The following is a 25972-nucleotide window of genomic DNA, read 5'->3' as shown; positions in this document are numbered from 1 at the left end:
GCAATATGAAAGCTCTGATCAAGGTTCTTGGCCTGACCTCTTCCCTGGCGCTGCTGGCGGCCTGCTCCTCCACCGGTCAGGTGAGCGGTGGTGCCGATGCGGCTGGCGCTGCCGGAGCCGGTGGTGCCGGCGGCGCCGGTACCTATCCCTACGGCGGCGGCGCCGGCGTCGGCGGCCAGGCCCTGGGCGGCCCCGGCAGCAGCGCAGCCGACCGCATCGTGTACTTCGACTTCGACAGCTTCGAGGTGCGTCCCGACCAGCGGCCGGTGGTGGAGAACAACGCCCGCTACCTGAGTGGCGATCCGGCTGCCGCGGCGGTACTGGAGGGGCACACCGATGAGCGCGGCTCGCGCGAGTACAACGTCGCCCTGGGCGAGCGCCGTGCCAACGCGGTGCGGCAGATGATGGCGGCTTACGGCGTGCAGCCGCAGCAGCTGCGCGTGGTCAGCTACGGCGAGGAGCGGCCGGCGGTGGCAGGCGGCGACGAGAGCGCCTACGCCCAGAACCGCCGCGTGGAGATCGTCTACTGAGGTTGGGATAGGCCATGACTGCCCTGCGTCCGCCGCGCCTGTGCGCCGCTCTGTTCGCCCTCGGCCTGCTCTGCGGTGGGCCGGCCCTGGCGCAGCAGGCGCCACCGCCGACCGCAGCCAACCCGCTGCTGTTCGAGCTGCTCAACCGCCTGGACCGCCTGGAGCAGGAGGTGCGACAGTTGCGCGGCGATCTGGAGGTGACCCGCTATCGCGGCGAGGAACAGGCACAGCGCCTGGAGATGCTGGAACAGCAGTGGCAACAGCTCCAGAGCAGTAGTGGTCAGGGCGTCGCCGCCGCCGCTGGGGGGGCGGCAACGCCGAGCGCGCCGCTGCCCCCTCCGGCAACCGGTCAGGAAGCCACGCTCGGCGAGAGTGCTCCGCTGACCCTGCCGCCGCAGCCAGGGGTGACGGTGCCGGCACCACGCGCCGCCGAGCAGGAGGCCTACGATGCCGCCTTCGGCAAGCTGCGCGACGGCCAGTACCAGCAGGCGGCCATCGCCTTCGAGGACTTCATCCGTGCCTACCCGAGCGGTGAGCTGACGGCCAACGCCTACTACTGGCTGGGCGAGGCCTATTACGTCAACCAGGACTACGCCAACGCCCGGCAGACCTTCCTCAAGCTCGGCGCCAAATATCCCAAGAGCGACAAGCTGCCGGACGCCATGCTCAAGCTGGGCTACAGCTACGAGCGGTTGGGGGACAAGAAACTGGCCCGCGAGGTGCTGCAGAAGCTGAGGCAGAACTATCCCGACAGCCGTGCCGCCAAGCAGGCCGAGGAGCGTCTGCGGCAGTTGCAGTAGCGGCGGCGCCTTGCGCTTTTCTGGTTTTGGGGTATCATTCCGTGCTCCCCCAAGGGCCGTTAGCTCAGTTGGTAGAGCAGTTGGCTTTTAACCAATTGGTCGTAGGTTCGAGTCCTACACGGCCCACCAGCAGAATCAAGGGCTTGCAGAAATGCAGGCCCTTTTCTTTTGGCCGGGGTTACACTGAGGCTACAACTGACAACAATTGCAAAGCCAGCTTATTCTCCAAGCGGGAAGTGACGCCGTGCGCCACCGCATCGCCAGGGGGAGTGTGCCCATGCAGCACCCGAAGAGAAGGCCGCGTACCGACCACGTCAGCTGTCATGCCGGCTGCCGGCGCGATTGGCTACGCGGCAGCCGTGCTCGGCTTCGCCGCCATCGCGCTATCGTGGCTGTTGAACGGAGCGATCGCGGCGCTCGGCGTGCGCTGAAGCGGGTCAGGCCCGGGTCATCAGCTCGAGAAGATGACCGTTCGGGTCACGAAAGTAGAAACCCCTTCCGCCTCGCCAGGCATTGAGTTTGCGGTTATCCAGATGCCAGGGATCGCTCCCGTAGGGGATACCCGCCTGTTGGACCCGTTGCAGGATCGCGTCGAACTCCGCGTCGCTCACGTAAAAGGCATAGTGGTGGCTTTCGAACGAGTCGGCGTCGTCGAAATCGAGGGTCAGGGTCTCGTTGACCCGCACCGGCGCGAAGTGCCCTTTGGTGCCTTCGTACGGCAGACCGAAGATCTGTGCGAAGAAACGCGCCGAGGCCTCCTTGTCGCGGGCCGGCACGATGGTGTGATTCAAGACGATGGGCATGGAGTGGTCCTCCTCTTGCGCAGCCAAACCTCGGCTGGCGCCCCGCTCCAAGCCGAAGCGGGGCGCCTCCAGGCCGCGATGGGCATGTTACGCCTCACGGAGGCCTCGATCATCCGGCCGGCCACGATCACGGTGTTCACGAAGATCGACCAATCAGGGGCGATATGGAGAACCTCACCGACATGGCGATGAGAGCGGCTCTGCCTGTGCGGCATCCAGCGTTGTCGGGGCCAGGTATACTCGTTCGTCCTTGGGGGTGATGACGCAGGAGGATCCCACATGCTCTATGCCATCCTCTGCTACGACTCGCAAGCTGTGGTCGGCGCCTGAGCTCAGGAGCAGGATGCAGCGGTCATGGCCAGACACGCGGTGGTAGCGCAGGAACTCGCCGCGCATGGCATGCTCGGTCCGGTCGTCCGCCTGATGCCAACGACCACCGCGACTACCCTCAGGGCCGGCCGCGAGCCCCTGGTCATCGACGGCCCGTTCGCCGAGACCAAGGAGCAGCTCCTCGGCTTCTATGTGCTCGACTGCGCAAGCCTCGACGAGGCCATCGAGGTCGCACGCCGCTTTCTGCATGAGACGGGTGCGCTCGAGATTCGCCCGATCCTCTGGTACCACCCGGGGAGCGGCGTGAAGTGACCGAGCTCGGCTGGATCGACGTCCTGCTGCGCGCCGCGCGTCCTCAGGCGCTCGCGGCGCTGCTGCGCTATTTCCGCCCAAATAACGGCCGAGGCTGAGATCCGCGAACTGGTGGAGCACTGGCTGAGCGCGGTCCGTGCCCGGGACATCGATGGGATCGTCTCCCACTACGCCCCGGATATCGTCGCATTTGATGCCCTACAACGGCTGCGATTCCAGGGCGCGGAGGCGTACCGAAAGCACTGGGAGGCGTGTCTTGCCCTGTGTCCAGGCCCGATGATCTTCGAGATCCACGACCTGAACATCGTCGCAGGCCCTGAGGCGGCCTTCTGCCATTGCCTCAACCGCTGCGCTAGCACCGATGAAAACGGCGAAGAAAAGGCTTCATGGCTGCCGCGACCGTCGGTTACCGCAAGACGGACAGTCAGTGGCGGATCGTGCACGAACTTTGGTCGGTGCTGTTCGACGGTCCGCCGCGCCCGGGCGCTCCAGGACGTGCTGTTGCCAGAGCTCGAGCAGGAAGAAGGGCTCTGGGTAAGGCACAAGAGGCAGGAGCGCTAGCGTAGCTGGCCGCATTGCAGATAAAGAGTGGACCTGGAACGCCGACAAGGTGCATCATGCCGGTCATCGAGACGCCCAAGGAGCATCGTTTACCCTGGTACGTGCGCCTGTTCTTCTGGAATCAGAAGCGGCGCTACGGCGCAGTGCTGGAACCGGCGCGGCTGTGGGGCCGAAGCCCCAAGGTGTTTGCCGCCCTGGCACTCCTCTATGGCGCCTTCGATCGGCGCTCATCCCCCCTTGAGCCCGCCCTGCGGGCGTTGGTGACCGTGCGTGTCTCGCAGATCAACGGGTGCGCCTTCTGCGTCGACATCAACTCCGCGCTGGTGCTCGAGCGCGGTTTGGCGCAGCAAAAGCTGGAGGCCCTGGCCGAATTTGAGGACAGTCCCCTGTTCAGCGAACGGGAAAAGGCCGCCCTGCGCTATGCGGAAGCCATCACCTACAGCGACCGCCAGCCGACCCCGGAGCATTTCCAGGCGCTGCGCCGGCACTTCGGCGACGATGCGATCATCGAGCTCACCGGCCTGATCGCCTTTCAGAATCTGTCCAGCAAATTCAATGCCGCCTTGGGGGTGGAGCCCCAGGGTTTCTGCACCGTGGCACCGCAGCCGCGGCCTCCAGACAAAACCCAAGACTCATAGAGCCGCAGGACCATCATGTGGGAGCGCGCCCTTGCGAAAGATCGCCCGCGCGCCTGGCCAGGGAACGAGCTCCGCACTGCCTTCCGGCAGCGACTCGTGTATCCCCAGCACGAGCGCCCCGCCGGGACGCAGCGTCGCAATGATGCGCGGCATGAGCTCGCGCTGCAGATCGGGCGCGAAATAGGTGAGCACGAGGTTGCGGCAGAGGACCAGATCGAAGCGCCGCTCAGGAATCGTTTCACCTAGGTCTTGCCGCGCGAACTCGACCGCTGCGCGGAACCGCTCACGCACCCGGTACTCGCCCGCGCACTCTTCGAATGCCAGCGCCCGCCATGGCGCGGGCAGCTCTTTCAGGCTGCTCGAGCCGTAGGCGCCGGCGGCGGCACGCCCGAGCGCGAGCGGATCGGCATCGGTGGCGAGCACGCGCAAGGCGAGGCCGGGGTAGCGCCCGGCGAGCGCGAGCGTCCACAGGATCGAGAGCGTGTACGGCTCTTCGCCACCCGCACAGCCCGCGCTCCAACAGTCGAGCGTATGCTGCGCACGCTGCACCGCGGCGGCGGCGAGTGCCGGCAGCACCGTGTGGCCGAGGCACGCGAAAACCTCCCGGTCGCGATAGAAGCGCGAGATCGGCACCGTGCAGAGGCCGCGCAGCGTATCCCACTCGGCGGCATGCGCTGCGAGATAGCTGCGGTAGGCCGCGGCATCGGCGAGCCCGAGCGTCTGCAGCCGGCGGTCGATGCGCTTGCACACCTGCCTGCGTACCTTGCGGAAGCCGGGCCAGTGTAGCCGCATCCGCGGCAGCGCCCACTGCAGAAAGGCGACGCAGTCGGCATCGTGCATGGGGCCATCGAGTGCGGGCTGACAGGCTGTCAGCGCACCAGCAGCAGGGGGCAGTCGAAGGCGCGCAACAAGGCCTCCATGCCGCCGTCCCGCAGCAAGGGGTGATCGGCAGCCAGCACCAGAGCGACCGGTCTGCGTCCGCTCGAGGAGCGGAGGAAGGCCGCGATGTCGCCGGCAGGCAAGGCATGCTGTTCTGCCGTCGCCAGTGCTTCGTGCAGCGGCGCCGCCTGTGGCGTGAGCGACCAGCCGGGCTCGGACAGCACCAGCAGGCGGCGGCTCTGACAGCGGGCCAGGCGGTGGGCCACCCGGAGGGCGCGCAAGGCGGCCGGCGTATCGGTCAGCGACACCACCACGGGTCGTCCCGCGGCAGGTAGTCGGGGCCACAGGTGCTGCATCGCCAGGGAGCTGTCACAGCCGACGATGCACAGGTCGAAGCCACCAGCGAGGGCCTCCAGCTCGCGCGGAAACCGGCCGCGCACTACCCGAAACGACCACGGCAGCCCGGCACGCCCGGCACACTCTGCCAGCAGTTTTTCCACGTTCTCCGCCTGGTAGCGCAGGAGCTGCTCCAGGCGTTGCGGCTCGAGCGGGCGCGCGGCGGTCGAGGTGCGGCTGATCTCGCGGGCGAAGGGCAAGGCTGCCAGGCGCAGTAGGTTGATGTCCTCGACGAACAGACCCTGCAGTTCCACCTGTGCGCCCTTGACCAGTTCCAGGACCAGGTCCAGGGCCAGGCGGCCGCGGCTGGAGGCGTCCAGGGCCATGAGAATGCGGCGTATGTCGAGTTCGCCCGAGCTCATGTCTCTTCCCCTCTTTCGGTGCGGGCGGCCAAGGCCTGACGCAGCTCGGCCAGCTCGAGGAGGCGCGCTTCCACGCGCTGGTTGATGCTGCCATCCGGGAACTGACCGGTCGCCTCGCGTGCACCGGCCGCAAGGCCGGTCAGGAGCTCCATCGCCTCATCGATGTGGCTGACTGCATAGACTGCAAACAGCCCCTGGGCTACTGCATCCAGCACGTCCTGGCGCAGCATCAGGTGCTGCACGTTGGCGCCCGGGATGATCACTCCCTGCCGGCCGGTCAGTCCGCGCAGGTGGCAGGCATCGAAGAAGCCTTCGATCTTCTCGTTAACGCCGCCGATGGCCTGGATCTGCCCATGCTGATTCACGGAGCCGGTGATGGCGAGCGACTGCTTGAGCGGCAGCTCGCCCAGGGCCGAGAGCAGGGCGCACAGCTCGGCCGCCGAGGCGCTGTCACCCTCGACCGGACCGTAGGACTGCTCGAAGACGATGCTGGCGCGCAGCGACAAGGGCCGATCGGGGGCATAGCGCCCGCCCAGGAAGCTCGCCAGGATCATCACGCCCTTGGAGTGTATGGGCCCGCCCAGCTCCACTTCCCGCTCGATGTCCACCACGTCTCCAGTGCCCAGCCGGGCGGTGGCGGTGATGCGCGACGGCCGGGCGAAGCGGAAGTCGCCCAGATCCAGCACCGACAGGCCGTTGATCTGCCCCACCTGCGCGCCGTCGGTGTCGATCAGCACGGTTTGCCGCCGGATCTGCTCCAGCAGGCGCTCGCGAATGCGGCCGTGGCGGCGTTCACGGGCCTGGATCGCGCTGCGGACATGGTCAGCCTCGATCACCGCCGCATCCGCCTCCCCGGCCAGGAAGTTCGCTTCCTGGAGCAGCTCCCCGAGGTCCTGCAGATGGATGGACAGGCGCGCGCCATCCTCAGCCAGGCGTGCGGCCTGCTCGATGATGCCGGCTACGGCCTCGCTGGATAACGGGCGCAGCGCCTCGCGGCGCGCGATCATGGCGATGAGGCGGGCGTAGCGCAGATGATTCTCCGGGCTGCGCGCCACATCGTCCTCCAGGTCCGCCGCCACCTTGAACAGCGCTCTGAACTCCGGATCGTATTGGCAGAGCACGTAATAGAGCTGGCGGCTGCCCAGAAGCACCACCTTGACCCGCAGCGGGATGGGCTCGGGCTCCAGGGAGACCGTGCTCACCAGACTGAACAGTTCGCCTAGCGAGGTGATACGGATATCGCCGGAAAACAGGGTCCGCTTGAGGCCCTCCCAAGCGTAGGGCTGCATCAGGAGCTTGGTCACATCCAGGATCAGATAGCCGCCGTTGGCCTTGTGCAGGGCTCCCGGCCGGATCAGGGTGAAATCGGTCACCAGCATGCCCATCTGTGCCTGGTGTTCGACCCGCCCGAGCAAGTTCTGGTACAGAGGGTGATCCTCTTGCACCACCGGCGCTCCCGCAGCCGGATCATTGCTCACCAGGACGTTGACCGCGTAGCGGCGTGCTACCTCGGGAGGCAGGCTTTCCGGCGCCGCGGCTCCCTCCTCGCCGTGGCGGAAGGCATCCAGGTTCTGCATCACATCCGCCTGCACCGCATCCAGATAATCCAGCACGGCCGGGCAGTCCTGATAAGCCTGCTTGAGTTCGGCGAGCTGCTGGCCGACTGCGAGCAGGGCGACTTCCCTGTTCAACGCCCGGACCCGCTCCCGCATCTCCCGGCGCAGCCGGAGTTGGTGCTGGATAAGGGCCCGCAACTCATCCTGCAACTCCTCCATGGTGGTCTCGATGCGCCGCTGTTCCCGCTCGGATAGCTTGCCGAACTCATCCGGACCGATGACCTCGCCGTCCTTCAGGGGGGCGAAGGCGAAGCCGGTGGGTGTGCGCAGCAGGGCGATGTTCTGCTCGGCGGCATGCTCCTGCAGGCTCCTGACCTTGTCCTCGCTCTGTCTCTCGTAATCGGCCTTGATCGCCTGTAGCTGGGCCCGGTAGTCATCGCTCTCGAAGGCCGCCGGGATGGCATCGGCCAGCTCTTCGATGAGCCTGGCCATATCCTGGCGCAGCCCCTCGCCGCGGCCGGCTGGCAGCGCCAGCGCCTGCGGGTGCTGGGGATCGGTGAAATTGTTCACATAGCACCAGTCCGCAGGGGCGGGCTCCCTGGCGGCCCGCTGCCGCAGCACATGTTGCACCAGGGCGTGCTTGCCGATCCCGGGCGGCCCCAGGACATACAGGTTGTAGCCGCGCCGGGCCATGCTCATGCCGAACTGGAGCGCCTCCAGACCCCGCTCCTGACCCAGCGCCTGGTCGAGATCGGGCAGTTCCGCAGTGGTACGAAACGGCAGGTCGGCAGGGTCGCAGCGTTTGCGCAGGGCGGCGATGGGTAAGGGCTCGTGGTGCGACATCGGACGGGTTCCTATGAGTTTGCGCTCCCATACACCCTTGTAAGCATAGACCCGGCGCCAGGCCCCGTTTCGAGCCGGGCCTGTACGCACCCATTCCACACGAATCCGCCCGCGCGCGGCATTCAGCGAGTGTAATAACCAACCCCGAGCAATTTGTTTGCGACTACCCGAAAGTAGGTATGCTTACGCTCCAGTCTCTTTGTGGTGGGGTTGAGCCATGAATATGTCAATTCACCATCGCCTTTGTCCCGTGCGATCTGGATCATCTCGCTCACGATGGGGCGGCCGTCTGGGTCGCGGATATCGTTTCCATCCGTTCCCACCAAAGCCGGGCTTGCGCCGTGTGCCAAGATCTGCCCGTCCTCCAGGCTTACGACGAACACATAGAGGTCGTCACGGATGAACGGACCGCCGAACTTCTGGAAAGCCGAAAGCGCCGCCTGTTCATCTTTTTGCAAAGCCTCTATGGCGGCTCTCAGCAGAGCCTTCGCCTGAGTCGGCGTGGCCCGTGGCGGGTAAAAGCCGACAGCGACGATGATGTCCCCGACCGCACGAAACAGGGTGACTTTGGGCTCGCCGCGGCTATCGGCGGGATTGAACCACTGATATTCGATACGACCTGCGCCCTGCGTTTTTGCCAGTTCCACTATCTCGCGGAAGAAGGGTTTTCCGGCCATGTCGGTCTCGGCGAGCACATTCATCCCGATCAGGGCCGCCGAACCGCCACCGCTGGCAAGAAAGTCGCCGTTTTTGGTCAGCGCGTATACATACAGGTCGCGATCCACGAACTCGGCCTGACGGCTGAAATCCACGACCGCAGAAGCCCCGTTTTTCCTGATGTGTTCGACTGCGCGTTCGAGCAAGAAGAGCGCACGCTGCTCATCCCGGCTTTGAGGGGGGTCAGCTGCAGGCTCCGATTGGGCAATGGTGATCTCGCCATATAACACGCCAACACCGAAGGCGAGGCCGATGCCGAGTACAGCGGCGAAGCTCGATGCGATTCGCATGACAAGGCTCCGGATAGTCGGTCAATCTCGAACCGCTCTCGCCGCATCCAGCCGTTCGCCCTGGTGAGGACGAACGGCGGATGACGGTCGAGATATACCCAAGATTAGTAGCCCAACAGTTTGGGCAGCCAGAGGCTGAGCGTCGGGAAGAAGGCGATCATGAACACTGCCACCATCTCGGCAAGGACGAAGGGGTGAATGCGGGCGACGATGGCTTCGACGGTTTCCCCTCCGATCCCGGAGGCGACGAACAGGTTTTCCCCGAGCGGCGGGGTCATGAACCCTATCGACAGCGCGCAGATGACGACGATACCGACATGGGTAGGGTCGGCGCCGAGCATGTACATGACCGGCAGCAGTACCGGCACCAGGATCATGATCGCCGCGAGCGTCTCCATGAACATGCCCACGAAAAGCAGGAATACGATCATGATCGTCCAGATCAGGTAGATGTTATCGGTCAGGTTCAGCAGGGAGTCGGCGATCGTCGCCGGAATGCGCTGCTCGACCAGCAGGCGGCCGAATACCGTCGCCGCGAACAGAATCAGCAGCACGCGGCCAGTAATCCAGGTAGTCGTCCGCAACGAGTTGAGCAGGGTGGCAAACTTCAGCTCCCGGTGCACGAAGAATCCGATAAACAGGGTGTAGAAGATGGCCACGATCGCCGATTCGGTGGGGGTGAAGAGCCCGGTGTAGATGCCACCGAGGATGATGAACGGCGCGAGCAACGACCAGAAGCCGCGGCGCAGCGCACCGCGGATATCGTCGAATGACCAGCGCTCGGTCAGGCCGCGGTAGCCGCACTTCTTCGAGATCAGGTAGTTCATCACGAGCAGGCTGATTGCCATCACCAGACCCGGCACCACGCCGGCGATGAACAGCTTGGGGATCGACAGCGAGTCGAATTGGCCGAATTTCGCGATCGCCTCGGCCGGTGGAGCCATGCCGAGAGCCGAGATGCCGAAGATCACCATCGGGATCGAAGGCGGAATGATGATGCCCAGCCCGCCCGCCGAGGCGGTAACCGCCGAGGCGTAGCTGCGCTCGTAGTTGCGCTTGGTCATGGCCGGAATCATCAGCATGCCGACCGCCGCGGTGGTGGCTGGGCCCGAGCCCGAGATCGCGCCGAAGAACAGGCAGGCGAGCACGGTGGCGGCGCCAAGCCCGCCGGTGATCGGGCCGGCCATGGTTTCGGCGATATCGACCAGGCGCTTCGAGATGCCGGCCGCCTCCATCAGCGCACCGGCCAGCACGAAGGCGGGCAGGGCCATCAGCGGAAAGCTGCCGACCGAGGTGAAGGCGATCTGCACGAAGGCGATCGGATTCTTCTCGAGCACGATGAAGGCGGCCATCGCCGAGCCGGCCAGCGATACGGTGATTGGCGCGCCGATCAGCAACAGGATGAAGAATCCGCCGAACAGGATGGTCACCAGATACTGTTCCATTGCCTTGTCTCCTCTGCCCGAGCGGGACCTAGTCGCTCGCCGCTGCGGCGGCGCGCTTGATGTTTTCGATTTCCTCGGCTTCCGGATCGAGGATCTCGACGCCCTTGAACAGCGTCAGATAGATGTTCCACAGGATGCGGATCGACATCAGCAGGAAGGCGATCGGCAGGATTATGTAGAAGTATTTCATTGGAATTCCGGTGGTCTGCGACTTCCAGAACGGGTTCATGCGGTTGAAGACGAAGTCGTAGCTCAACCAGACGAAATAGAGGTTGAACCCCACCCACAGCAGGTCGGCGATCGCTTCACTCACCTTCTTGACGACCGGCGGGAAGAAGCGGAAGTGAAAGGCCACGCGGTTGTGCGCCGACATCTTGGCGGCGACCACAGCGCCCAGATAGGCGAACCAGACGAACATATAAGTCGCCATTTCCTCACCCCAGGGAATGGAGTACAGGAAGAATTGGCGTAGCAGAATTTGCGCAAAGAGCAGAACGACGAATGCGGCCAGGAGTATCTCGCACAGATACTCTTCGGCATTCGACAAAAGCGTGATGAGGGCGCGTTTTGCGGACATGGCGAACGTTCCTCCTGACTGCGGCACACGATGCCCCCGGGAGGCGTGCCCCGCTGCAGACCCTGTAGTAGACGTTGCATCGAAGAACGAATTCAGGCAGCGGTCGGACGGATTCATAGCACTGAGGATTGACAGATGTGAATGATCAGCGTGCCCCGTCGTGCCATCGGGGGCGGCAGCGCGAGCATCTGCCCGCGCTGCCGCCCCCGTGCGCGGCGGAGTAGCGCCGGAATCAGCGGCCCAGGGCCTTCAGCGCTGCGTCCAGCTTTTCCTTGCCGCCGATGCTGTCGTAGAACTTTGGCCATACCGCGGTCGTGGCCTTGGCGATCCACTCCTTCTCGCCATCGGCCGGATCGCTGATCTCCATGCCTTTGGCGACGAGTTCCTTGCGGATCTTGTCCTCGGTCTCGAGCAGGTACTTGAAGCTATGTTCGGTAGCCTCGCGACCGGCTTCCAGGATGGCTTTCTGCACCTCCGGTTTCTGCTCCTTGAACACCTGTTCGCTCATGATCAACGGTTCGAGCGAGAAGATGTAGCGGATGTTGGTGATGTACTTCTGCACTTCATTGAACTTCATCGCCGATACTGTGATGTAGGGGTTGTCCTGCCCGTCGACCACGCGCTGTTGCAAGGCAGTGAAGGTTTCCGACCACGCCATTGGGGTGGGGTTGATGCCCCAGGCTTGATAGGTGGCGATCATGATGTCGTTCTTGGGGACACGGATCACCAGTCCCTTGAGGTCGTCGAGGGTGCGCACCGGACGCTTGGAGTTGGTCAGCACCCTGAAGCCGGAATACGCCCAGCCGACAATGCGCACGCCGGCATCGCGAATGGTGTTTTCCGTGAGTTCCTTGCCGATCTCGCCCTGGGTGAGTTTCTTCGCGTCTTCCGGGCTCTGGATCACGTAAGGGAGCGTGAGCACGCCGACGGTGGGCGAGAAGGGCGTGATGTTGTTGATGGCGAGGACGGAGAAGTCGAGCAGGCCCATGGCGGCGTTGTTGACCGTGTCCTGTTCGTCGCCGAGCTGGCCGTTGGGGAACAGATCAACCGTGTGCTTGCCGCCGGTCTTCTCGCTGAAGAGCTTGGCGAAGGTCGTGCCCAATTCCCACTGCGTGCCGCCGGCGGCATCGCCGAGCGCCATCTTGAAAGTAGCCGCCAATGCAGCAGGAGTGCTCAGCAGCAGACCGGCGGCGGCAAGTAGCGGGACTAGTGCGGTTTTTCTGAGTTTCATCTCTGTCTCCTCGAGTGGTGAGTGGTGGTGAAAGAATCAGAACATTTCGTCCTTGAGGTAATACCAGCGGTACAGGAAGCGCTGTCCGAGCCGGCGAAATGGTGCGAACGCCTGGGATTCGACCAGTTCCAGGATGTTGGGAAAGGGCAGTTTCGAGGTGAAGATCGGCAGCTCGAGTTGCTTGCCCTTGCCCGCGATCCACTGCGCGAGGCGCCGACCGGCCTGGGCGGAGTACATGACACCGTTGCCGCCGTAGCCAAGGGCGTAATAGACCGTCTGCTGCGGGTCGGGCTGATGGATGCGCGGCATCATGTCGTGGCTCACATCCACCCAGCCCCACCACGAATAGTCGATGCGGATTCCTTCGAGCGCCGGAAACTTGCGGTACAGATCGCGGATGAGGAGCTGCTCGTATTTCTTCTGCGGCGCATCCTGTCCGGTGATCGCGCTGCGGCTGCCGATCTGCACGCGGTTGTCCGGCATCAGCCGGTAGTAGTGGCGCAGCACCCGGGTGTCGGTGATCACCTGCTTCGTGCGGAAGTTGCACGCCTCGATCTCGGCCTCGGTCAGCGGCCGGGTCACGATCGAGTTCGACAGGATCGGCAGCAGCCGATTCTTCAACTCCGGATGCAGGCTGTTCGAGGTATAACCACCGGTGGCGATGCCGACCGCGCGGGCGCGCACGATGCCGCCGGGGGTGCGCAGGTAATGCACGCCGTTGCGCGTCTCCCAGCCTTGCACCGGGCTCGCCGGGTGCACCTTCACTCCGAGCGCCCGCGCTTTCTTCAGATAGCCGAAGGCGAGCTTGCCGGCATGGATCCCGATGCCCTCGGGTTCGTGCATCGCGCCGCAGGCCTCCTGGTCATCCACGTACTCGCGCCTGACCGTCTCGGCAGAGAGGATGCGCGCGTTGTACTTGAAGGTTTCGCGCAGCAGCCTGGCCTCTTTCTCCAGCACCGGCATCACGCGGGCGCGGTGCGCGATGTAGAGATGGCCACCTGGCTGTGGGTCGCAGTCGATGTCCTTGATCAACTCCTTGAACGTTTCCATGCCTTCGAGGCATTCGTTATGCATCTTGAGCGCGGTGTCCAGGCCCCAGCGCTCGATCCACTGCGAGCGCTTGAGCCGGCCCGAGGCGCACTGGGCCTGGCCGCCGTTGCGGGTGCTGCAGCCCCAGGCGCTGCGATTGGCCTCCAGCACCGTGGCCTTGATGCCGTGTTCCTGGGCAAGAAAGATCGCGGCCGTCAGACCGGTGAAGCCCGAACCGATGATCGCGACATCGACATCGATGTCCTGGGTGATCGGACCGTCGTCCTGCGGCGGCTCGCCGGCGGTACCGATCCAGTAGGTCGGGGCATACTCACGCCCCTGGCCGGGGGTCGCCGACACCAGCGGATCGTAGGCCGGATCGTAGGGAGACGAAGGCAGGGTGGCCTTTCTGTTGCTGCCAAGTTGCCGTAGCGTCGCTGCATCCATCTTGCGGACTCCTCGAAATCGTGGGGCCGAGTCTACCGATCAGGCACCAGACACCGGCGGCCGATCCTTGCGGAAGGCGTTTTTGACGGCGATCTTGCCGTTGACGAAGGTGAAGACATCGACCATGCGCGCCTCGATCCGGGTACCGTCGGCCTTGGTGCCGACGAAGGTGGATTCGGTGACGCCGCGGTCGCCGGCAACGAAATGCACGGGATCGAGCCAGGCGGCATCGGGGAAGGTCTGCCAGGCGAGCTGGAAGCCTTCGCGTACCGCGTCGCGGCCGATGAAGCTGCGCCCGAGCAGGTCGGGGCCGGACACCGCGTGGAAGGCACAGTCTTCGGCCATGAAGCTCATCAGGGCATCGATATCGTGGTTGTTCCAGGCGTCGCTGAAGGCCTGCAGGAACTCGACAGTGGTCTGGTTCATGGGTGTCTCCTAGGGTTTTGTGCGTGTCGCTGTGCGCTCATCGAGCGTTATTCGGGTCCCAGACTAAGCATCGCGTCCTGTGCTGCGTAGGACCAGTTGCGCGGAATCGTTTGGTCCAGCTAAGTCATTGTGCCACAAGGCTTTTAGCGATCTTGTACCCGCTCGGCGGCGAGAGCGGCGAGGCGAACGCGTGCGGCATGCAGGCAATCGGGCTCAGGCCGAGAGCAACCGGCTCAGATGGACGACCAGCAGCATGTAGCCGGCGACGAACAGCGCCTCGCCAGACAGCAGCACGATCGGCTTCCAGCCAAGCTCGGCGAGCTTCTCCAGCGAAGTCTTGACGCCGAGCGCCGCGATCGAGATCACCAGGCACCAGCGCGAGAGCGTCGAACTCGCTGCAACGACGGCATGCGGCAGCCAGCCCATGCTGTTGAGCACGGCCAGGGCCGCGAACGCCACCAGGAACAGCGGCAGCAGGGGCGTTTTCTGGCCGCTTCCGCCGTTTGCCTTCTGCCGCTCGCCGTGGAACACCAGGGCCAGCACGACGACCACCGGCATCAGCATGGCGACGCGGAACATCTTGGCGAGTGTTGCGGCATCGCCGACCTCCGGGGAGATGATCAGGCCGGCGCCGACGACCTGCGCGACATCATGGATCGAGCCGCCGAGAAACAGCCCCGCCTCGCTGACCGACAACCCGGCGCTCTTGACGACCAGCGGATAGAGCACCATCGCCACAGTCGAGAAGATCGCCACGCCGATCGCGGTGAGCAGGGTGTAGCGCTCGTTCTCGCGCGTTGCCGGCAGCGTCGATGAAATCGCCAGCGTCGCCGAGATGCCGCAGATGCCGGTGCCGCCGCCGGAGAGCAGGCCGAGCATCGAAGGCAGGCCGAGCAGGCGAGCCAGTAGCAGGCCGCAGCCGATGGTCAGCACGACCGCGCCGATGAGCGCGCCGACGCCGAGCAGGCCGAGATCGTAGACGTCGCTTGCGACGATGCGCGCACCGAGCAGGGCCACGCCAAAGCGCACCAGCTTCTTCGCCGAGGCCTCGATGCCCGGCATGCATTTCTCGGTCTCCGACATGAAGTGAAACGCGATGCCGAGCAGCAGGGCGTAAAGAAACTGTGGGCCGCCATAGTGCTCGGACACGAAGGTCGCCGCGACCGCGATCACGGCGCATAGCATGAAACCCGGCATCAGCGTGCGCAGCTCGTTGAATATCGCCGGCTGGGCAAGAGCGATTGGAGTGCTCATGTATCGGTGTCCGATTGATTCGCTAGAGCTTCATCAGACGACAGAGGTGGCCGCTCCACACGCCCTCTCCCGCACGCGGGAGAGGGAACACTCGTATGGTCACGGATACCATCCGCTCAGACGTAGTCCTTGTACTTATCGAGGAAGCGCACCGGCTTGCGCAGCGCGTCGCGGCGGAACGGGTCGCCAAGCTCGCGGGTGCACATGATCTCGAGGATGCAGGTCTTGCCGTGGTTCATCTGTAGGTCGACGGCGCGCTGCAAGGCCGGGCCGACTTCCTCCAGGCGATCGACCACGATGCCCTCGGCGCCCATCGCCTGGGCGATGGCGGCGAAGCTCGGGTTGTCGAGCTCCCCGGCGACGAAGCGGCGGTTGTAGAAGTCGACCTGGTTCTTCTTCTCCGCGCCCCACTGGCGGTTATGGAACACCACCGCGGTGACCGGGATGTTGTGACGCACGCAGGTCAGGATCTCACCCATGCTCATCGCCCAGGCGCCGTCGCCGGCATAGGAGATGGCCGGGCGGTGCGGTGCGGCCACCTTGGCGCCGATGATGGTGGGGAAGGCGTAGCCGCAGTTGCCGAAGCTCATCGCCGCGAAGAAGCTGCGCGGCTTCTCGAAGCGCAGGTAGCTGTTGGCCACCGAGTTGATGTTGCCGATATCGGTGGAGACCATCACGTCGGCCGGCATCGCCTTCTCCAGCTCGCGCAGCACCTGGCGCGGGTGCAGGTAGAAGCCGCCGTGGAAGGTGCGTTCGTGCCGGGCCTCCTCGATCATGTCGAGGCTGTAGGGGTCACGCTCGTGCGTCCACTCGTTCAGCTCCTGTTCCCAGGCGGCCTTCTCGGCGGCGATCCTGTCGGCGCGCTCGGCCTTGCTGGCGTCGCAGGCGAGCGTGCGGTTGGCCAGCAGTTGCGTGAGCGCCTGGGCCGCGGCCTTGGCGTCGCCGCAGATGCCCACCGAAATCTTCTTGACCAGGCCGAGCACCTTGTGGTCGGCATCGATCTGGATGACCTTGGCGTGCTTCGGCCAGTAGTCCAGGCCGTGCTGCGGCAAGGTGCCGAAGGGCCCCAGGCGCGAGCCGAGGGCGACCACCACATCGGCCTGGCTGATCAGCTTCATCGCCGCCTTCGAGCCCTGGTAGCCGAGCGGGCCGCACCACAGCGGGTGGCTGGCCGGGAAGGAATCGTTGTGCAAATAGCTGTTGACCACCGGCGCGCCTAGGCGCTCGGCCAGCGCCTTGCACTCCTCGACCGCATCGCTCATCACCACGCCGCCGCCGGCGATGATGACCGGGAACTTGGCCTCGGCCAGCAGCTCGGCCGCGGCCTTGAGGCTCTCCGCGCCGCCGGCGCCGCGCTCCAGGCGCTGAGGCGTGGGGATCTCGGCAGTGATCTCGCCGTAGAAGTAGTCGCGCGGGATGTTGAGCTGGGTCGGGCCCATGTCGGAGAGGGCGCGGTCGAAGCAGCGGGCGGTGAACTCGGCCATGCGCGCCGGGTGGGTGACGTGGCCCTGGTACTTGGTGAACTCCTGGAACATCGGCAGCTGGTTGCACTCCTGGAAGCCGCCCAAGCCCATGGTCATGGTGCCGGCCTCGGGCGTGACGATCACCACCGGCGTATGCGCCCAGTAGGCGGCGGCGATGGCGGTCACGCAGTTGCTGATACCGGGGCCGTTCTGGCCGATGACCACGCCGTGGCGGCCCGACACCCGCGCATAGCCGTCGGCCATGTGCGCCGCGCCCTGCTCGTGCACCACCGGGATGAAGCGGATGCCGGCTGGGGCGAAGATGTCCATGGCGTCCATGAAGGCCGAGCCCATGATGCCGAAGATGTCAGTGACGCCGTAGGCGACCAGGGTTTCGACGAAGGCTTCGGAGGGGGTCATCTTCTGCGGGCCGCTGGCGACGCGGCGGGGCTCGGGACGGGGCTGTGTGCTCATGGGCTGTCTCCTGAGTTGGGTTCGGATCTTGGTCATGAAAACGGTATGAATCGTTCCGATAACCGAGATGTGGCACAAATTTAAGCAGCATTGACATGAAGGTCAATATCTAATTTCAAAAAATGGTACGTATTGCATCGTTTTTAGAGACTGATATATGATCGGGTACCAGTGAAAGTCTCTGGCCGCGCGGCCAGGCCTGCCCCTTGAGCAGAACGACCGGAGGAGACGGGCGTGACGGAAATCTTGTTGAGCAAACCCGAGCGCATGGTTTCGGTGCGCGAGCTGTTCGGTATCGACACCGAGCTCAAGGTGCCGGCGTTCTCCGAGCGCAACGACCATGTGCCCGAGATCGACGAGGCCTACCGCTTCAACCCTGATGTGACGCTGGCGATCCTGGCCGGCTTCACGCGCGATCGCCGGGTGATGGTCCAGGGGCTGCACGGCACCGGCAAATCGACCCATATCGAGCAGGTGGCGGCACGCCTGAACTGGCCCTGCGTGCGGGTCAATCTCGATGGTCACATCAGCCGGCTGGATCTGGTGGGCAAGGACACGATCGTGGTGCGCGATGGCCTGCAGGTGACGGAGTTTCAGGAAGGCATCGTGCCCTGGGCGCTGCAGCGGCCGGTGGCGCTGATCTTCGACGAATACGACGCCGGCCGCCCCGATGTGATGTTCGTGATCCAGCGCATCCTCGAGCGCGACGGCAAGTTCACCCTGCTCGATCAGAACCGCGTGATCCGCCCGCATCCCTATTTCCGTCTGTTTGCCACCTCGAACACCGTCGGGCTGGGCAACCTGTCCGGCATGTACCACGGCACCCAGGTGCTGAATCATGCGCAGATCGATCGCTGGAACATCGTGGCGACGCTGAACTACCTGCCGCGGGACGAGGAGGTGGCGATCGTGCTGGCGCGCGTGCCGGAGAAGAACACCGAGAAGGGCCGCAGGCTGATCGAATCCATGGTCGCGCTTGCCGAGCTCACGCGAAAGGGCTTTGCCGCAGGCGACCTCTCCACGCTGATGTCGCCGCGTACCGTGATCACCTGGGCGGAGAACTGCGAGATCTTCCGCGATCCGGCGCTCGCCTTCCGGCTTTCCTTCCTCAACAAGTGCGACGAGGTGGAGCGGCCGATCGTCGCCGAGTACTACCAGCGCTGCTTCGCTCAGGAGCTGGAGGAATCGTGGATGCGCGAATCCGCCGCCGCTGCTCCGGGAGGCCGGTAGTGCTCACGCCGCAGCAGAAGGCGCAGCGCCAGCAGAAAGTCGAGGAGTTGTGCGCCGCCGCGATCCGCGCGCTCACCGGCGAGCCCGCTCTGCACTACCGCGGCCGGCGGCTGTATTGCGGCACGCGGCCGCTGCCGGTGGCGGCGCCGCACCTGCGCACCGACCCCGACGGCGATGACTTCGGCGCCTGCCGTGCCGTCACCGACGGTATGGCGTTGCGGCTGCAGCATTCGGATGCGGAACTGCATCGGCGACTCTGCCCCGCGGAGCCGGTGGAACGGCTGATCTTCGAGCTGCTCGAGCAATTACGCGTAGAAACGCTGGTGCCTGCGCAAATGCCGGGCATGGCGCACAACCTGCGCCATCGCTTCGAGGAATGGTCGCGCGCGTTTTACCGCTCAGGCCTCACCGAGAGCGCACTCGGCATCCTGCTCTACACCGTGGCCCAGATCTGCTGGTCGCGCCTGACGGGGCAGGCGGTGCTCGCAGATACCGAGGATCTGATCGAGGCGACGCGCGCTGCCATCGTGCCGGTGCTCGGCGCTGCGCTGGCCGGTATGCGCCGCCAACGCAACGATCAGGCCGCGTTCGCGCCCCATGCGCTCGCCATTGCGCGCAGCGTCGGCGCCATGATCCGCTCGGCCAATGCCGAGCAGGATGGCGCCGAGTCCGGCGAGCGGAGCGACGCCGAGGCCCGCCACGCGTTCTCGTTGCTGCTCGATTTCGATCGGGAGGAGGGGGACGGCATCGCCGCCGCGACCACTGGCGACAGCAAGGTGTTTGCGGCGAGCGGGGACGGCTACCGGGTGTTTACCACCCGTTACGATCGGGAAGTGCAGGCGAGCGCGCTGGTGCGTAAGGCGCTGTTGCAGGAATACCGTGAGCGCATCGATCGGCGCGTCGCCGGCCAGGGCATCAACATCGCCCGGCTGGCGCGTATGTTGGCCGCCATCCTGACCGTGCCGCAGCGCGATGGCTGGCGCTTCGGCGAGGAAGAAGGCTATGTCGATGGCCGCCGTCTGGCGCAGCTGATCAGTTCGCCCGCCGAGCGCCGGCTGTTTCGCATCGAGCGCTACCGGCCGAAGGCGAACTGCCTGGTGACGTTGCTCGTCGATTGCTCGGGCTCCATGAAGGAGTATATCGAACCGGTCACGGTGATGGTCGATATCCTGGTCCGGGCGCTCGAGCTGGCCGGGGTGACGACCGAAATCCTGGGCTTCACCACCGGTGCCTGGAATGGTGGTCGCGCGCAACGCGAGTGGCTCGCCCGCGGCCGGCCGAAGTATCCCGGCCGGCTCAATGAGGTCTGTCACATGGTGTTCAAGGAGGCCGGGCGCAGCTGGCGGCGTGCGCGCACCGACATCGCCGCGCTGCTCAAGGTCGATCTGTTTCGCGAGGGCATAGACGGCGAGGCGGTCGAGTGGGCCTGCAACCGCATGCTCGGGCACAGCGCCGACAGGCGCATCCTGATCGTGATCTCCGACGGTTGTCCGATGGACAGCGCCACCACTCTCGCCAACGATGCCTACTATCTTGACAACCACCTCAAGGCGGTGGTGGCGCGGCACGAATTGCAGCGCGATGTGGAGATCCTCGGCCTCGGCGTCGGCCTCGATCTGAGCCCCTTCTATCGGCGCCGCCTCGCGACCGACCTGTCGCGCGCGCTCGACAACGAACTGTTCTTCGAGCTCGTTCGCTTGATCGGTCACGAGCGGGCGTCCAAAGCCGCGCCGGCGGATTTGTCTCGCGGGGCGAAGGGGAGGGGGAGTGCGCATCCCCTCTCCCTCCGGGAGCGGGCTAAAGCAAGCCGATATTAGCCGCCGGTAAAGGTGAGAGCCGACATCACCAGAGAGGCCCCGATGACGAGCAACGCGGCGCAGGCGACGCGGCGCATCGCCTGCGGCGCAAAGGGCGGCGGGTAGCGTCGGCCGAGCACGGTCGCGAGTGCGACGAGCGGCACGGCGCAGGCTGTCAGCAGCCAGATTTCGCTATCCAGTCTGCCCTGGGCGGCGATGAAGAGCGTGCGGCTGCCCGAGGTGAAGGCGAACACGAGCAGCAGCATGTTGCGAATCGCAACCAGCTCCAGCGGCTGGCGGTAGAAATGGAAGATCACCGGTGGGCCGGCCATACCGAAGAGGCCGCCGAAGAGGCCGGAGGCGAAGCCGCTGATGAAGAAGCTGCGGTCGGATGAACGTTCAGGCAACTGGGCCGGGCGCCGGGCAAAGACAACGCCGCTGTAGATGATTGCAGCACCGAGCAGGAACTGCAGCAGACGTGCGGTGACGCTGCTCAGGTAATCGAGCAGCAGCACACCGGCGATGATCGCCGGCCCGACGCCCACCAGTACCGCACGCGCCGCGCGCCAGTCGATATGGTGCAGCTTGCCCGGGAGCGCGACCGCGCTGTTCACCAGGGTGACCAGGCTCACGACGGCCGCGGCCACGCTGACCGGTGCCAGCGCGAAGCCGCTCGTCGCACCCATCACGATCATGCCCAGCCCGAACCCGGTCACCGTCTGGAAGTAGGTGCCGACGGCGACGATCGCCAGCAGCGCAAGCAGGCTGTCGATGCTCATGGCCAAGCGCGGCTGCGCATGGCGCTTACCCGTGCGCCTTGGCAGCGGCCATCTGCGCCTGCACCACGGTCACCGCGATCACATGGAAGATGTCTTCCGCGCTGCAGCCCCGCGACAGGTCGTTGGCCGGCTTCGCCAGACCCTGCAGCAGCGGGCCGATCGCCACCGCGCCGCCGACGCGCTCGGCAAGCTTGTAGCCGATGTTACCGGCCGCGAGGTTGGGGAAGATCAGCACGTTGGCCTTGCCCTTGACCTGCGAGTCGGGCAGTTTGCGGTTGGCGATTTCGGCCACGATCGCGGCATCGAGCTGCACATCGCCGTCGATGGCGAGGCCCGGGCGCTGGGCTTTGACGATGTGGGTCGCGTTCACCACCTTGTCCACGGCGGCATGCTTGGCGCTGCCACTGGTGGAGAAGGACAGCATCGCCACCCGGGGCTCTTCCGCCAGCAGGCTGCGCGCGCTGTCGGCAGCGGCCATCGCGATGTCGGCCAACTCCTCCGCGTTCGGGTCGACCACCAGGCCGCAGTCCGAGAATATCAGCCCGCCCTTGAGCGTATGGAAGGGCTGGCACAGCATCATCAAGAAGAAGCTCGACACGAGCTTGCAGGCCGGATCGACGCCGATGATCTGGATGGCATTGCGTACCACATCGGCCGTGGTGTGAACCGCACCGGCGACCGAGCCGTCGGCGTGGCCGAGGCGTACCATCAGGTTGGCGAAACACAGCGGTTTCAAGACTTCCTGCTGCGCCTGCTCCAGGGTCATCCCCTTTTTCCGGCGCAGCGCGAACAGCTCTTCGGCAAAGGTCGGGATCAGGGGCGAGTCGGCCGGATCGATGATTTCCATATCGGCCAGACTGATCGCGTTGGTGTCGGCGGCGTGTTCGATTTTTGCCCGATTACCGACCAGGATGATCTTGGCGGTACCCTCGCGGGTCGCCCGCAGCGCCGCCTGCAAGATGCGCGGATCCTCGCCTTCGCACAGCACAATCCTGCCGGGCTGGGCCCGGGCCCGGTCGATGATGCGGTTGATCGCTTTCATGATGGGGTTCTTTTAAAAAAATGGTACTTTTAGTTCCGATAAACGAAATACGATGAGACTTTAGGTGGAAGTTTGTCGCGTGTCAATGTAAAATTTCGAAAAGCGATACGATTTGTACTCTTTTAAGAAACGTAACGGGACTGGACTGCCATGGCTTTGACTCGCGTGATGAAGACTGAAGTGCCAAAGATCGATGGCGATACGCCGACGATGCGCCTGTTTGCGCTGCTAGAGGTGATCGCCGAGAAGGACCAGCTCGTGTCCCTGCAGGGGCTGGTGGAGGAGACGGGGCTGCCCAAGCCGACGCTCCACCGCATGCTGCAGCAGTTGGAGGCGGCGGGGATGCTGCAACGGGACGGGGACGGGCGGCATTACAGCACCGGTGTGCGGCTGCACCGTCTGGCCGAAAACTTGCTGTTGAACAACACCGTGCACGGCGCTCGGCACATTGTGTTGCGCCAGCTCGTGGAGGAGGTGGGGGAGAGCTGCAATATCACCGCCTTTTCCGGCAGCGAGGTGCTGTATCTCGATCGCGTCGAAACGGCCGCACCGCTGCGCTTCTATCTGCACCCGGGGTCGCGCGTGCCGGCGCATTGTTCGGCAAGCGGCAAGCTCTTCCTGGCGCAGATGACCCCGGCCCAGCGGCGCCGGTTGCTGGCGCATGCACCGCTCGAGCGCTACACCCAGAATACCCTGACCGACCTCGCCCAGCTCGAAGCCGAGATCGAGCGCGTACGGGCCGCTGGCTACAGTATCGACGACGAGGAGTTCCTACCCGGTCTGTTGTGCATCGCGGTTCTGGTCCCGTCGCCGAGCGGGCGCTCGAATATGGGCATAGCGATCCAGGGCCCGATCATACGCATGACGCGAGAGAAAGCGCTGCAGTACTTGCCGGCCCTGCGTCGTGCTGCCGATGCTCTGGCCGCAATCGAAGCGGAAAGCATCACCGGCGACGAAAGCGGCACCCCGCACGCCAAGCGCACTCAGGCCAGCCGGTAGATCAGCTCGGCGAGCAAGCGGATGCCGGGCTCGATGCGCTCGGTGGGGATGGAGGAAAAACCCAGACGGAAGAAGTTGCGCGGCGGGTCGCTGGCCATGAAGTTGATATCGCCGGCTTCGATGATGATGCCGCGCTCGTAGGCCGCCGCCTGCAGCACCCGGGCATCCAGCGCCGCGGGGCCGCGCACCCAGTAGGCGGTGCCGCCGAAGCTCGGCATCCGCGCCGAATCCGGCAGATGGCGGTTGAGCGCCGCGCCCATCGCCTCCCAGCGCACTTTGTAGGCGGCGCCGAGATGGCGCAGCAACGCATCGTGGTAGCCCATGGCCAGGAACAACGCCACCGCGCGCTCGTTGTTGGCCGGTGGATGGCGCAGCATCAGCCGCCGCAGCGCCCGTGCCTCGCGGATCAGGTCCGACGGCCCGACCATGAAGCCAAGGCGCAGTCCCGGAGCCAGGGTCTTCGACAGGCTGCCCACGTAGATCACGCGATTGGCGGTGTCCAGGCTCTTCAGGGCCGGGCACGGCTCGCCCACGAAATTGATCTCGCTCTCGTAGTCGTCCTCGATGAGGACGAAATCGTCGCGTATCGCCCGCGCCAGCAGGGCCTCGCGGCGCGCCAGCGGCATGGTGACGGTGGTCGGCGACTGATGGCTGGGCGTGACGTAGACGTAGGCACAACCGCTCAGCCGCTCGTCTACCACCAGCCCATCGTCGTCGACCGGGATGGGGCGCAGCCGGTCGGTGCACAGGGCGAAGATGTTGCGCGCGTCCGGATAGCCCGGCTCCTCCATGCCCAGCGTGTCGCCGGGACCGATCAGCAACTGAGCCAGCAAGTACAGGGCGTGCTGCGCCCCCAGGGTGATGAGGATCTCCTCGGCGGTGGCGAACACGCCGCGGCGCGGCAGCAGGCGGGTCTGGATCTGCTCGAGCAGCAGGCTGTCGTCGCGGTCGATGCTGTCGGTGGCCCAGGCGCGGATCTCGGCCACGCTGAGCGCCTGACGGCAGCACTCGCGCCACTCGGCGATGGGGAACAGCTCGGGGTCGAGCTGGCCGTAGATGAAGGGATAGGGGTGGCGCTTCCAGTCGCGCGGCTTGACGATGTTGCGCTGGGCCGAGGGATGGATGCGCAGCCGCTCGCTCCAGGCCGGCTGGTCTGCCAGGGTGGGATGGAGATCGGGATCGTGGTGCACGCGGCCGATCAGAATCTCGCGGTTGATGTAATAGCCGCTGCGCTCCCGGGCGATCAGAAAGCCTTCGTCGACCAGATGCTGGTAGGCCAGCACCACGGTGCTGCGGGCGACGCCGAGGTGGCGGGCGAGTTCGCGGCAGGAGGGCAGGGCGGTATCGGGCCGCAGATGACCGTCGAGGATGGCCGCCACCAGGGTTTCGCGAATCCGTTGCTGCAGGGTGGTGTGAGCGTGGCTGTAGCGGCTGAACAGCCGCTGCCACATGACGTCGTCGACGCGGGGCTTCATTGACGCGGGGCTCCTCGATGAGGAACAGAGACGGGAGCGGAGGAGTCAAGCCCAAGCTTAGCAGAGTCTGGGGGCGATCTGGTCTCATCGAATGGCGCGCACTGGCTCTAACAGCGCCTGCGGCCGGAGACTACGTTTCGGTCAGTTTGGCGGCTGTGGCTTCGCCCGGGCGAGCGTGTCAGCGGCCAATGTTCCTCATCCTGCCGGAGGACTGACGACGATGTCTGTGACCGCTATCGACCTCAGCTATCACTGGATGCCGTTTACCGGCAACCGCGCCTTCAAGGCCGATCCGCGCCTGGTGGTGCGGGCCGAGGGTATGTACTACTGGAGCCATACCGGTACCAGCGCGAGCAGCTGTTCGAGCGTGCCGCGGCGATGTCCGGCTATTTCCTCGACAGCCTGTTCGAACTGCGCGACTTGCCGCTGGTGAGCGATATCCGCGGCTACGGCATGCTGGCCGGCATCGACCTGCTCTGCGACGGTGTGCCGGGACGGCGCGGCCACGAGGTGCAGAAGCGCTTGTTCGACGCCGGCCTGCACATCAAGACCACCGGTGACGCCGGCATCATCGCCCCGGCGCTGATCGCCGAGAAGCAGCACATCGACGAGCTGTGCAGCATCTTGCGCGATGTGCTGAGCCGTCTGTGAGGCCAGCATGAAACGGCTCTTGCAGGTATTGCGCATTCTGCTCCTGCTGCCGCTCTGCATCCCCGCGAGCGGGGCGCACTGGCGGCCGAGCGCGCGCGTTCCTGCATCCGGCAGCGGAGCGCGCGGCTATACTCCCCTCGATTGCGCAATTCCCGATAGCGAGGAGAGAACATGCCCTATGCCATCCGCATCTACGAATACGGCGGTCCCGAGGTGCTGCGCTGGGAAGAGGTCGCCGTGGGCGAGCCCGGCCCGGGCGAAGTGCGTCTGCGCCAGACCGCGATCGGCCTGAACTTCATCGATACCTACCATCGCAGCGGTCTCTATCCGCTGCCGTCGCTGCCGAGCGGCCTGGGTTCCGAGGGCGCGGGCGTGGTCGAGGCGGTAGGCGAGGGCGTCAGTGATCTGTCCCCGGGCGACCGCGTGGCCTATGCCGGCGGACCGGTCGGCGCCTATGCCGAGGTACGGCTGATGCCGGCGGTGCGACTGGTCAAGCTGCCCGAGGGCATCGCCGAGGAGACCGCCGCCGCCATGATGCTGGCCGGCATGACCGCCCAGTACTTGCTGCGCCGTACCTACCCGGTCAAGGCCGGCGATACGGTGCTGATCCACGCCGCCGCCGGCGGGGTCGGCTCCA

At 65.3% G+C, this 25972-nt stretch carries 24 protein-coding genes, 1 tRNA gene and 1 pseudogene; 11 read left to right on the top strand and 15 right to left on the bottom strand.

Features of this window, described 5'->3' with window-relative positions; translation table 11 throughout:
* Nucleotides 1-5: 5 nt before the first annotated feature.
* The 3 genes from pal (at nt 6) to VNJ47_05950 (ending at nt 1459) form a co-directional block, all read left to right on the top strand.
* Nucleotides 6-530, top strand: a complete 525-nt coding sequence (pal, locus tag VNJ47_05960; GenBank protein HXG28376.1) for a peptidoglycan-associated lipoprotein Pal — start codon at nt 6-8, stop codon at nt 528-530.
* 14 nt (nt 531-544) lie between these two features.
* The gene (ybgF, locus tag VNJ47_05955; GenBank protein ID HXG28375.1) at nt 545-1330 is read left to right on the top strand and encodes a tol-pal system protein YbgF; all 786 of its coding nucleotides are present in this window, start codon (nt 545-547) and stop codon (nt 1328-1330) included.
* 53 nt (nt 1331-1383) lie between these two features.
* A tRNA-Lys gene (locus VNJ47_05950) sits at nt 1384-1459 on the top strand.
* Between the two features lie 308 nt (nt 1460-1767).
* Here VNJ47_05950 and VNJ47_05945 read toward each other — a convergent pair.
* Nucleotides 1768-2133 carry a VOC family protein gene (locus tag VNJ47_05945; GenBank protein ID HXG28374.1) on the bottom strand — a complete coding sequence of 122 codons (366 nt, stop codon included), beginning with the start codon at nt 2131-2133 and terminating at the stop codon, nt 1768-1770.
* Between the two features lie 345 nt (nt 2134-2478).
* Here VNJ47_05945 and VNJ47_05940 point away from each other — a divergent pair.
* The 3 genes and pseudogenes from VNJ47_05940 to VNJ47_05930 all read left to right on the top strand — a co-directional run bounded on the left by VNJ47_05940 (nt 2479) and on the right by VNJ47_05930 (nt 3974).
* Nucleotides 2479-2775, top strand: a pseudogene (locus VNJ47_05940) (YciI family protein).
* A 111-nt stretch (nt 2776-2886) separates the two neighbouring features.
* The gene (locus tag VNJ47_05935; protein ID HXG28373.1) at nt 2887-3336 is read left to right on the top strand and encodes a nuclear transport factor 2 family protein; all 450 of its coding nucleotides are present in this window, start codon (nt 2887-2889) and stop codon (nt 3334-3336) included.
* Between the two features lie 56 nt (nt 3337-3392).
* On the top strand, nt 3393-3974 hold the full coding sequence (locus VNJ47_05930) for a carboxymuconolactone decarboxylase family protein (protein HXG28372.1): 582 nt from the start codon (nt 3393-3395) through the stop codon (nt 3972-3974).
* Here the strand turns inward: VNJ47_05930 and VNJ47_05925 are convergent.
* From VNJ47_05925 to xsc, 11 genes are all read right to left on the bottom strand, one after another.
* Entirely contained in the window at nt 3969-4814 is an 846-nt protein-coding gene (locus VNJ47_05925) for a CheR family methyltransferase (GenBank protein HXG28371.1), read from the bottom strand. The two genes, VNJ47_05930 and VNJ47_05925, sit on opposite strands and share 6 nt — an antisense overlap.
* 29 nt (nt 4815-4843) lie before the next feature.
* Nucleotides 4844-5611: a hypothetical protein gene (locus VNJ47_05920; GenBank protein HXG28370.1), complete on the bottom strand. Its 768-nt coding sequence runs from the start codon at nt 5609-5611 to the stop codon at nt 4844-4846.
* Nucleotides 5608-8010, bottom strand: coding sequence for an ATP-binding protein (locus VNJ47_05915; protein HXG28369.1), 2403 nt, complete (start codon nt 8008-8010; stop codon nt 5608-5610). Before VNJ47_05915 ends, VNJ47_05920 begins: the two co-directional genes overlap by 4 nt.
* A gap of 122 nt (nt 8011-8132) precedes the next feature.
* Nucleotides 8133-9017: a cache domain-containing protein gene (locus tag VNJ47_05910; protein HXG28368.1), complete on the bottom strand. Its 885-nt coding sequence runs from the start codon at nt 9015-9017 to the stop codon at nt 8133-8135.
* A gap of 104 nt (nt 9018-9121) precedes the next feature.
* A complete protein-coding gene (locus tag VNJ47_05905; protein ID HXG28367.1) occupies nt 9122-10462 on the bottom strand; it encodes a TRAP transporter large permease in 1341 nt (446 codons plus the stop codon).
* 28 nt (nt 10463-10490) lie between these two features.
* On the bottom strand, nt 10491-11156 hold the full coding sequence (locus VNJ47_05900; GenBank protein ID HXG28366.1) for a TRAP transporter small permease: 666 nt from the start codon (nt 11154-11156) through the stop codon (nt 10491-10493).
* Nucleotides 11157-11271: 115 nt separating this feature from the next.
* The gene (locus VNJ47_05895; protein HXG28365.1) at nt 11272-12270 is read right to left on the bottom strand and encodes a TRAP transporter substrate-binding protein; all 999 of its coding nucleotides are present in this window, start codon (nt 12268-12270) and stop codon (nt 11272-11274) included.
* Nucleotides 12271-12306: 36 nt separating this feature from the next.
* Nucleotides 12307-13746, bottom strand: a complete 1440-nt coding sequence (locus tag VNJ47_05890; protein ID HXG28364.1) for an FAD-binding oxidoreductase — start codon at nt 13744-13746, stop codon at nt 12307-12309.
* A gap of 39 nt (nt 13747-13785) precedes the next feature.
* Nucleotides 13786-14172: a nuclear transport factor 2 family protein gene (locus VNJ47_05885; protein HXG28363.1), complete on the bottom strand. Its 387-nt coding sequence runs from the start codon at nt 14170-14172 to the stop codon at nt 13786-13788.
* A 213-nt stretch (nt 14173-14385) separates the two neighbouring features.
* On the bottom strand, nt 14386-15426 hold the full coding sequence (locus tag VNJ47_05880; protein HXG28362.1) for a putative sulfate exporter family transporter: 1041 nt from the start codon (nt 15424-15426) through the stop codon (nt 14386-14388).
* A gap of 116 nt (nt 15427-15542) precedes the next feature.
* Nucleotides 15543-17363, bottom strand: a complete 1821-nt coding sequence (gene xsc / locus VNJ47_05875; GenBank protein HXG28361.1) for a sulfoacetaldehyde acetyltransferase — start codon at nt 17361-17363, stop codon at nt 15543-15545.
* 234 nt (nt 17364-17597) lie between these two features.
* Between xsc and VNJ47_05870 the strand changes: the two genes are divergently transcribed.
* Both VNJ47_05870 and VNJ47_05865 read left to right on the top strand, forming a co-directional pair.
* Complete coding sequence (locus VNJ47_05870; protein HXG28360.1) at nt 17598-18593, top strand: AAA family ATPase; 996 nt, start codon at nt 17598-17600, stop codon at nt 18591-18593.
* Nucleotides 18593-20410, top strand: coding sequence for a hypothetical protein (locus VNJ47_05865; GenBank protein HXG28359.1), 1818 nt, complete (start codon nt 18593-18595; stop codon nt 20408-20410). Before VNJ47_05870 ends, VNJ47_05865 begins: the two co-directional genes overlap by 1 nt.
* On the opposite strand, the gene VNJ47_05860 is transcribed toward VNJ47_05865, so the two are convergent.
* Nucleotides 20407-21168 carry a sulfite exporter TauE/SafE family protein gene (locus VNJ47_05860; GenBank protein ID HXG28358.1) on the bottom strand — a complete coding sequence of 254 codons (762 nt, stop codon included), beginning with the start codon at nt 21166-21168 and terminating at the stop codon, nt 20407-20409. The two genes, VNJ47_05865 and VNJ47_05860, sit on opposite strands and share 4 nt — an antisense overlap.
* Nucleotides 21169-21193: 25 nt before the next feature.
* Nucleotides 21194-22210 carry a phosphate acetyltransferase gene (gene pta / locus VNJ47_05855; protein HXG28357.1) on the bottom strand — a complete coding sequence of 339 codons (1017 nt, stop codon included), beginning with the start codon at nt 22208-22210 and terminating at the stop codon, nt 21194-21196.
* Nucleotides 22211-22360: 150 nt separating this feature from the next.
* On the opposite strand from pta, the gene VNJ47_05850 reads away from it, so the two are divergent.
* Nucleotides 22361-23209, top strand: a complete 849-nt coding sequence (locus VNJ47_05850; GenBank protein ID HXG28356.1) for an IclR family transcriptional regulator — start codon at nt 22361-22363, stop codon at nt 23207-23209.
* Here the strand turns inward: VNJ47_05850 and VNJ47_05845 are convergent.
* Nucleotides 23194-24684, bottom strand: a complete 1491-nt coding sequence (locus VNJ47_05845; GenBank protein HXG28355.1) for a PLP-dependent aminotransferase family protein — start codon at nt 24682-24684, stop codon at nt 23194-23196. The two genes, VNJ47_05850 and VNJ47_05845, sit on opposite strands and share 16 nt — an antisense overlap.
* A 117-nt stretch (nt 24685-24801) precedes the next feature.
* Between VNJ47_05845 and VNJ47_05840 the strand changes: the two genes are divergently transcribed.
* Both VNJ47_05840 and VNJ47_05835 read left to right on the top strand, forming a co-directional pair.
* A complete protein-coding gene (locus tag VNJ47_05840; protein ID HXG28354.1) occupies nt 24802-25335 on the top strand; it encodes an aminotransferase class III-fold pyridoxal phosphate-dependent enzyme in 534 nt (177 codons plus the stop codon).
* Nucleotides 25336-25506: 171 nt separating this feature from the next.
* Nucleotides 25507-25972, top strand: a 466-nt coding sequence (locus VNJ47_05835) for an alcohol dehydrogenase catalytic domain-containing protein (protein HXG28353.1), incomplete at its 3' end; no start/stop codon positions are given.

Source organism: Nevskiales bacterium (genome assembly GCA_035574475.1).
GTDB lineage: Bacteria > Pseudomonadota > Gammaproteobacteria > Nevskiales > DATLYR01 > DATLYR01.
The sequence above is the reverse complement of the archived record's forward strand: the minus strand, read 5'-3'. Positions and strand labels throughout refer to the sequence as shown.

Coding starts and splice junctions, on each gene's coding strand:
- pal (HXG28376.1), top strand. CDS start 6: ATGAAAGCTCTGATCAAGGTTCTTGGCCTGACCTCTTCCCTGGCGCTG.
- ybgF (HXG28375.1), top strand. CDS start 545: ATGACTGCCCTGCGTCCGCCGCGCCTGTGCGCCGCTCTGTTCGCCCTC.
- VNJ47_05945 (HXG28374.1), bottom strand. CDS start 2,133: ATGCCCATCGTCTTGAATCACACCATCGTGCCGGCCCGCGACAAGGAG.
- VNJ47_05930 (HXG28372.1), top strand. CDS start 3,393: ATGCCGGTCATCGAGACGCCCAAGGAGCATCGTTTACCCTGGTACGTG.
- VNJ47_05925 (HXG28371.1), bottom strand. CDS start 4,814: ATGCACGATGCCGACTGCGTCGCCTTTCTGCAGTGGGCGCTGCCGCGG.
- VNJ47_05920 (HXG28370.1), bottom strand. CDS start 5,611: ATGAGCTCGGGCGAACTCGACATACGCCGCATTCTCATGGCCCTGGAC.
- VNJ47_05915 (HXG28369.1), bottom strand. CDS start 8,010: ATGTCGCACCACGAGCCCTTACCCATCGCCGCCCTGCGCAAACGCTGC.
- VNJ47_05910 (HXG28368.1), bottom strand. CDS start 9,017: ATGCGAATCGCATCGAGCTTCGCCGCTGTACTCGGCATCGGCCTCGCC.
- VNJ47_05905 (HXG28367.1), bottom strand. CDS start 10,462: ATGGAACAGTATCTGGTGACCATCCTGTTCGGCGGATTCTTCATCCTG.
- VNJ47_05900 (HXG28366.1), bottom strand. CDS start 11,156: ATGAATCCGTCCGACCGCTGCCTGAATTCGTTCTTCGATGCAACGTCT.
- VNJ47_05895 (HXG28365.1), bottom strand. CDS start 12,270: ATGAAACTCAGAAAAACCGCACTAGTCCCGCTACTTGCCGCCGCCGGT.
- VNJ47_05890 (HXG28364.1), bottom strand. CDS start 13,746: ATGGATGCAGCGACGCTACGGCAACTTGGCAGCAACAGAAAGGCCACC.
- VNJ47_05885 (HXG28363.1), bottom strand. CDS start 14,172: ATGAACCAGACCACTGTCGAGTTCCTGCAGGCCTTCAGCGACGCCTGG.
- VNJ47_05880 (HXG28362.1), bottom strand. CDS start 15,426: ATGAGCACTCCAATCGCTCTTGCCCAGCCGGCGATATTCAACGAGCTG.
- xsc (HXG28361.1), bottom strand. CDS start 17,363: ATGAGCACACAGCCCCGTCCCGAGCCCCGCCGCGTCGCCAGCGGCCCG.
- VNJ47_05860 (HXG28358.1), bottom strand. CDS start 21,168: ATGAGCATCGACAGCCTGCTTGCGCTGCTGGCGATCGTCGCCGTCGGC.
- pta (HXG28357.1), bottom strand. CDS start 22,210: ATGAAAGCGATCAACCGCATCATCGACCGGGCCCGGGCCCAGCCCGGC.
- VNJ47_05850 (HXG28356.1), top strand. CDS start 22,361: ATGGCTTTGACTCGCGTGATGAAGACTGAAGTGCCAAAGATCGATGGC.
- VNJ47_05845 (HXG28355.1), bottom strand. CDS start 24,684: ATGAAGCCCCGCGTCGACGACGTCATGTGGCAGCGGCTGTTCAGCCGC.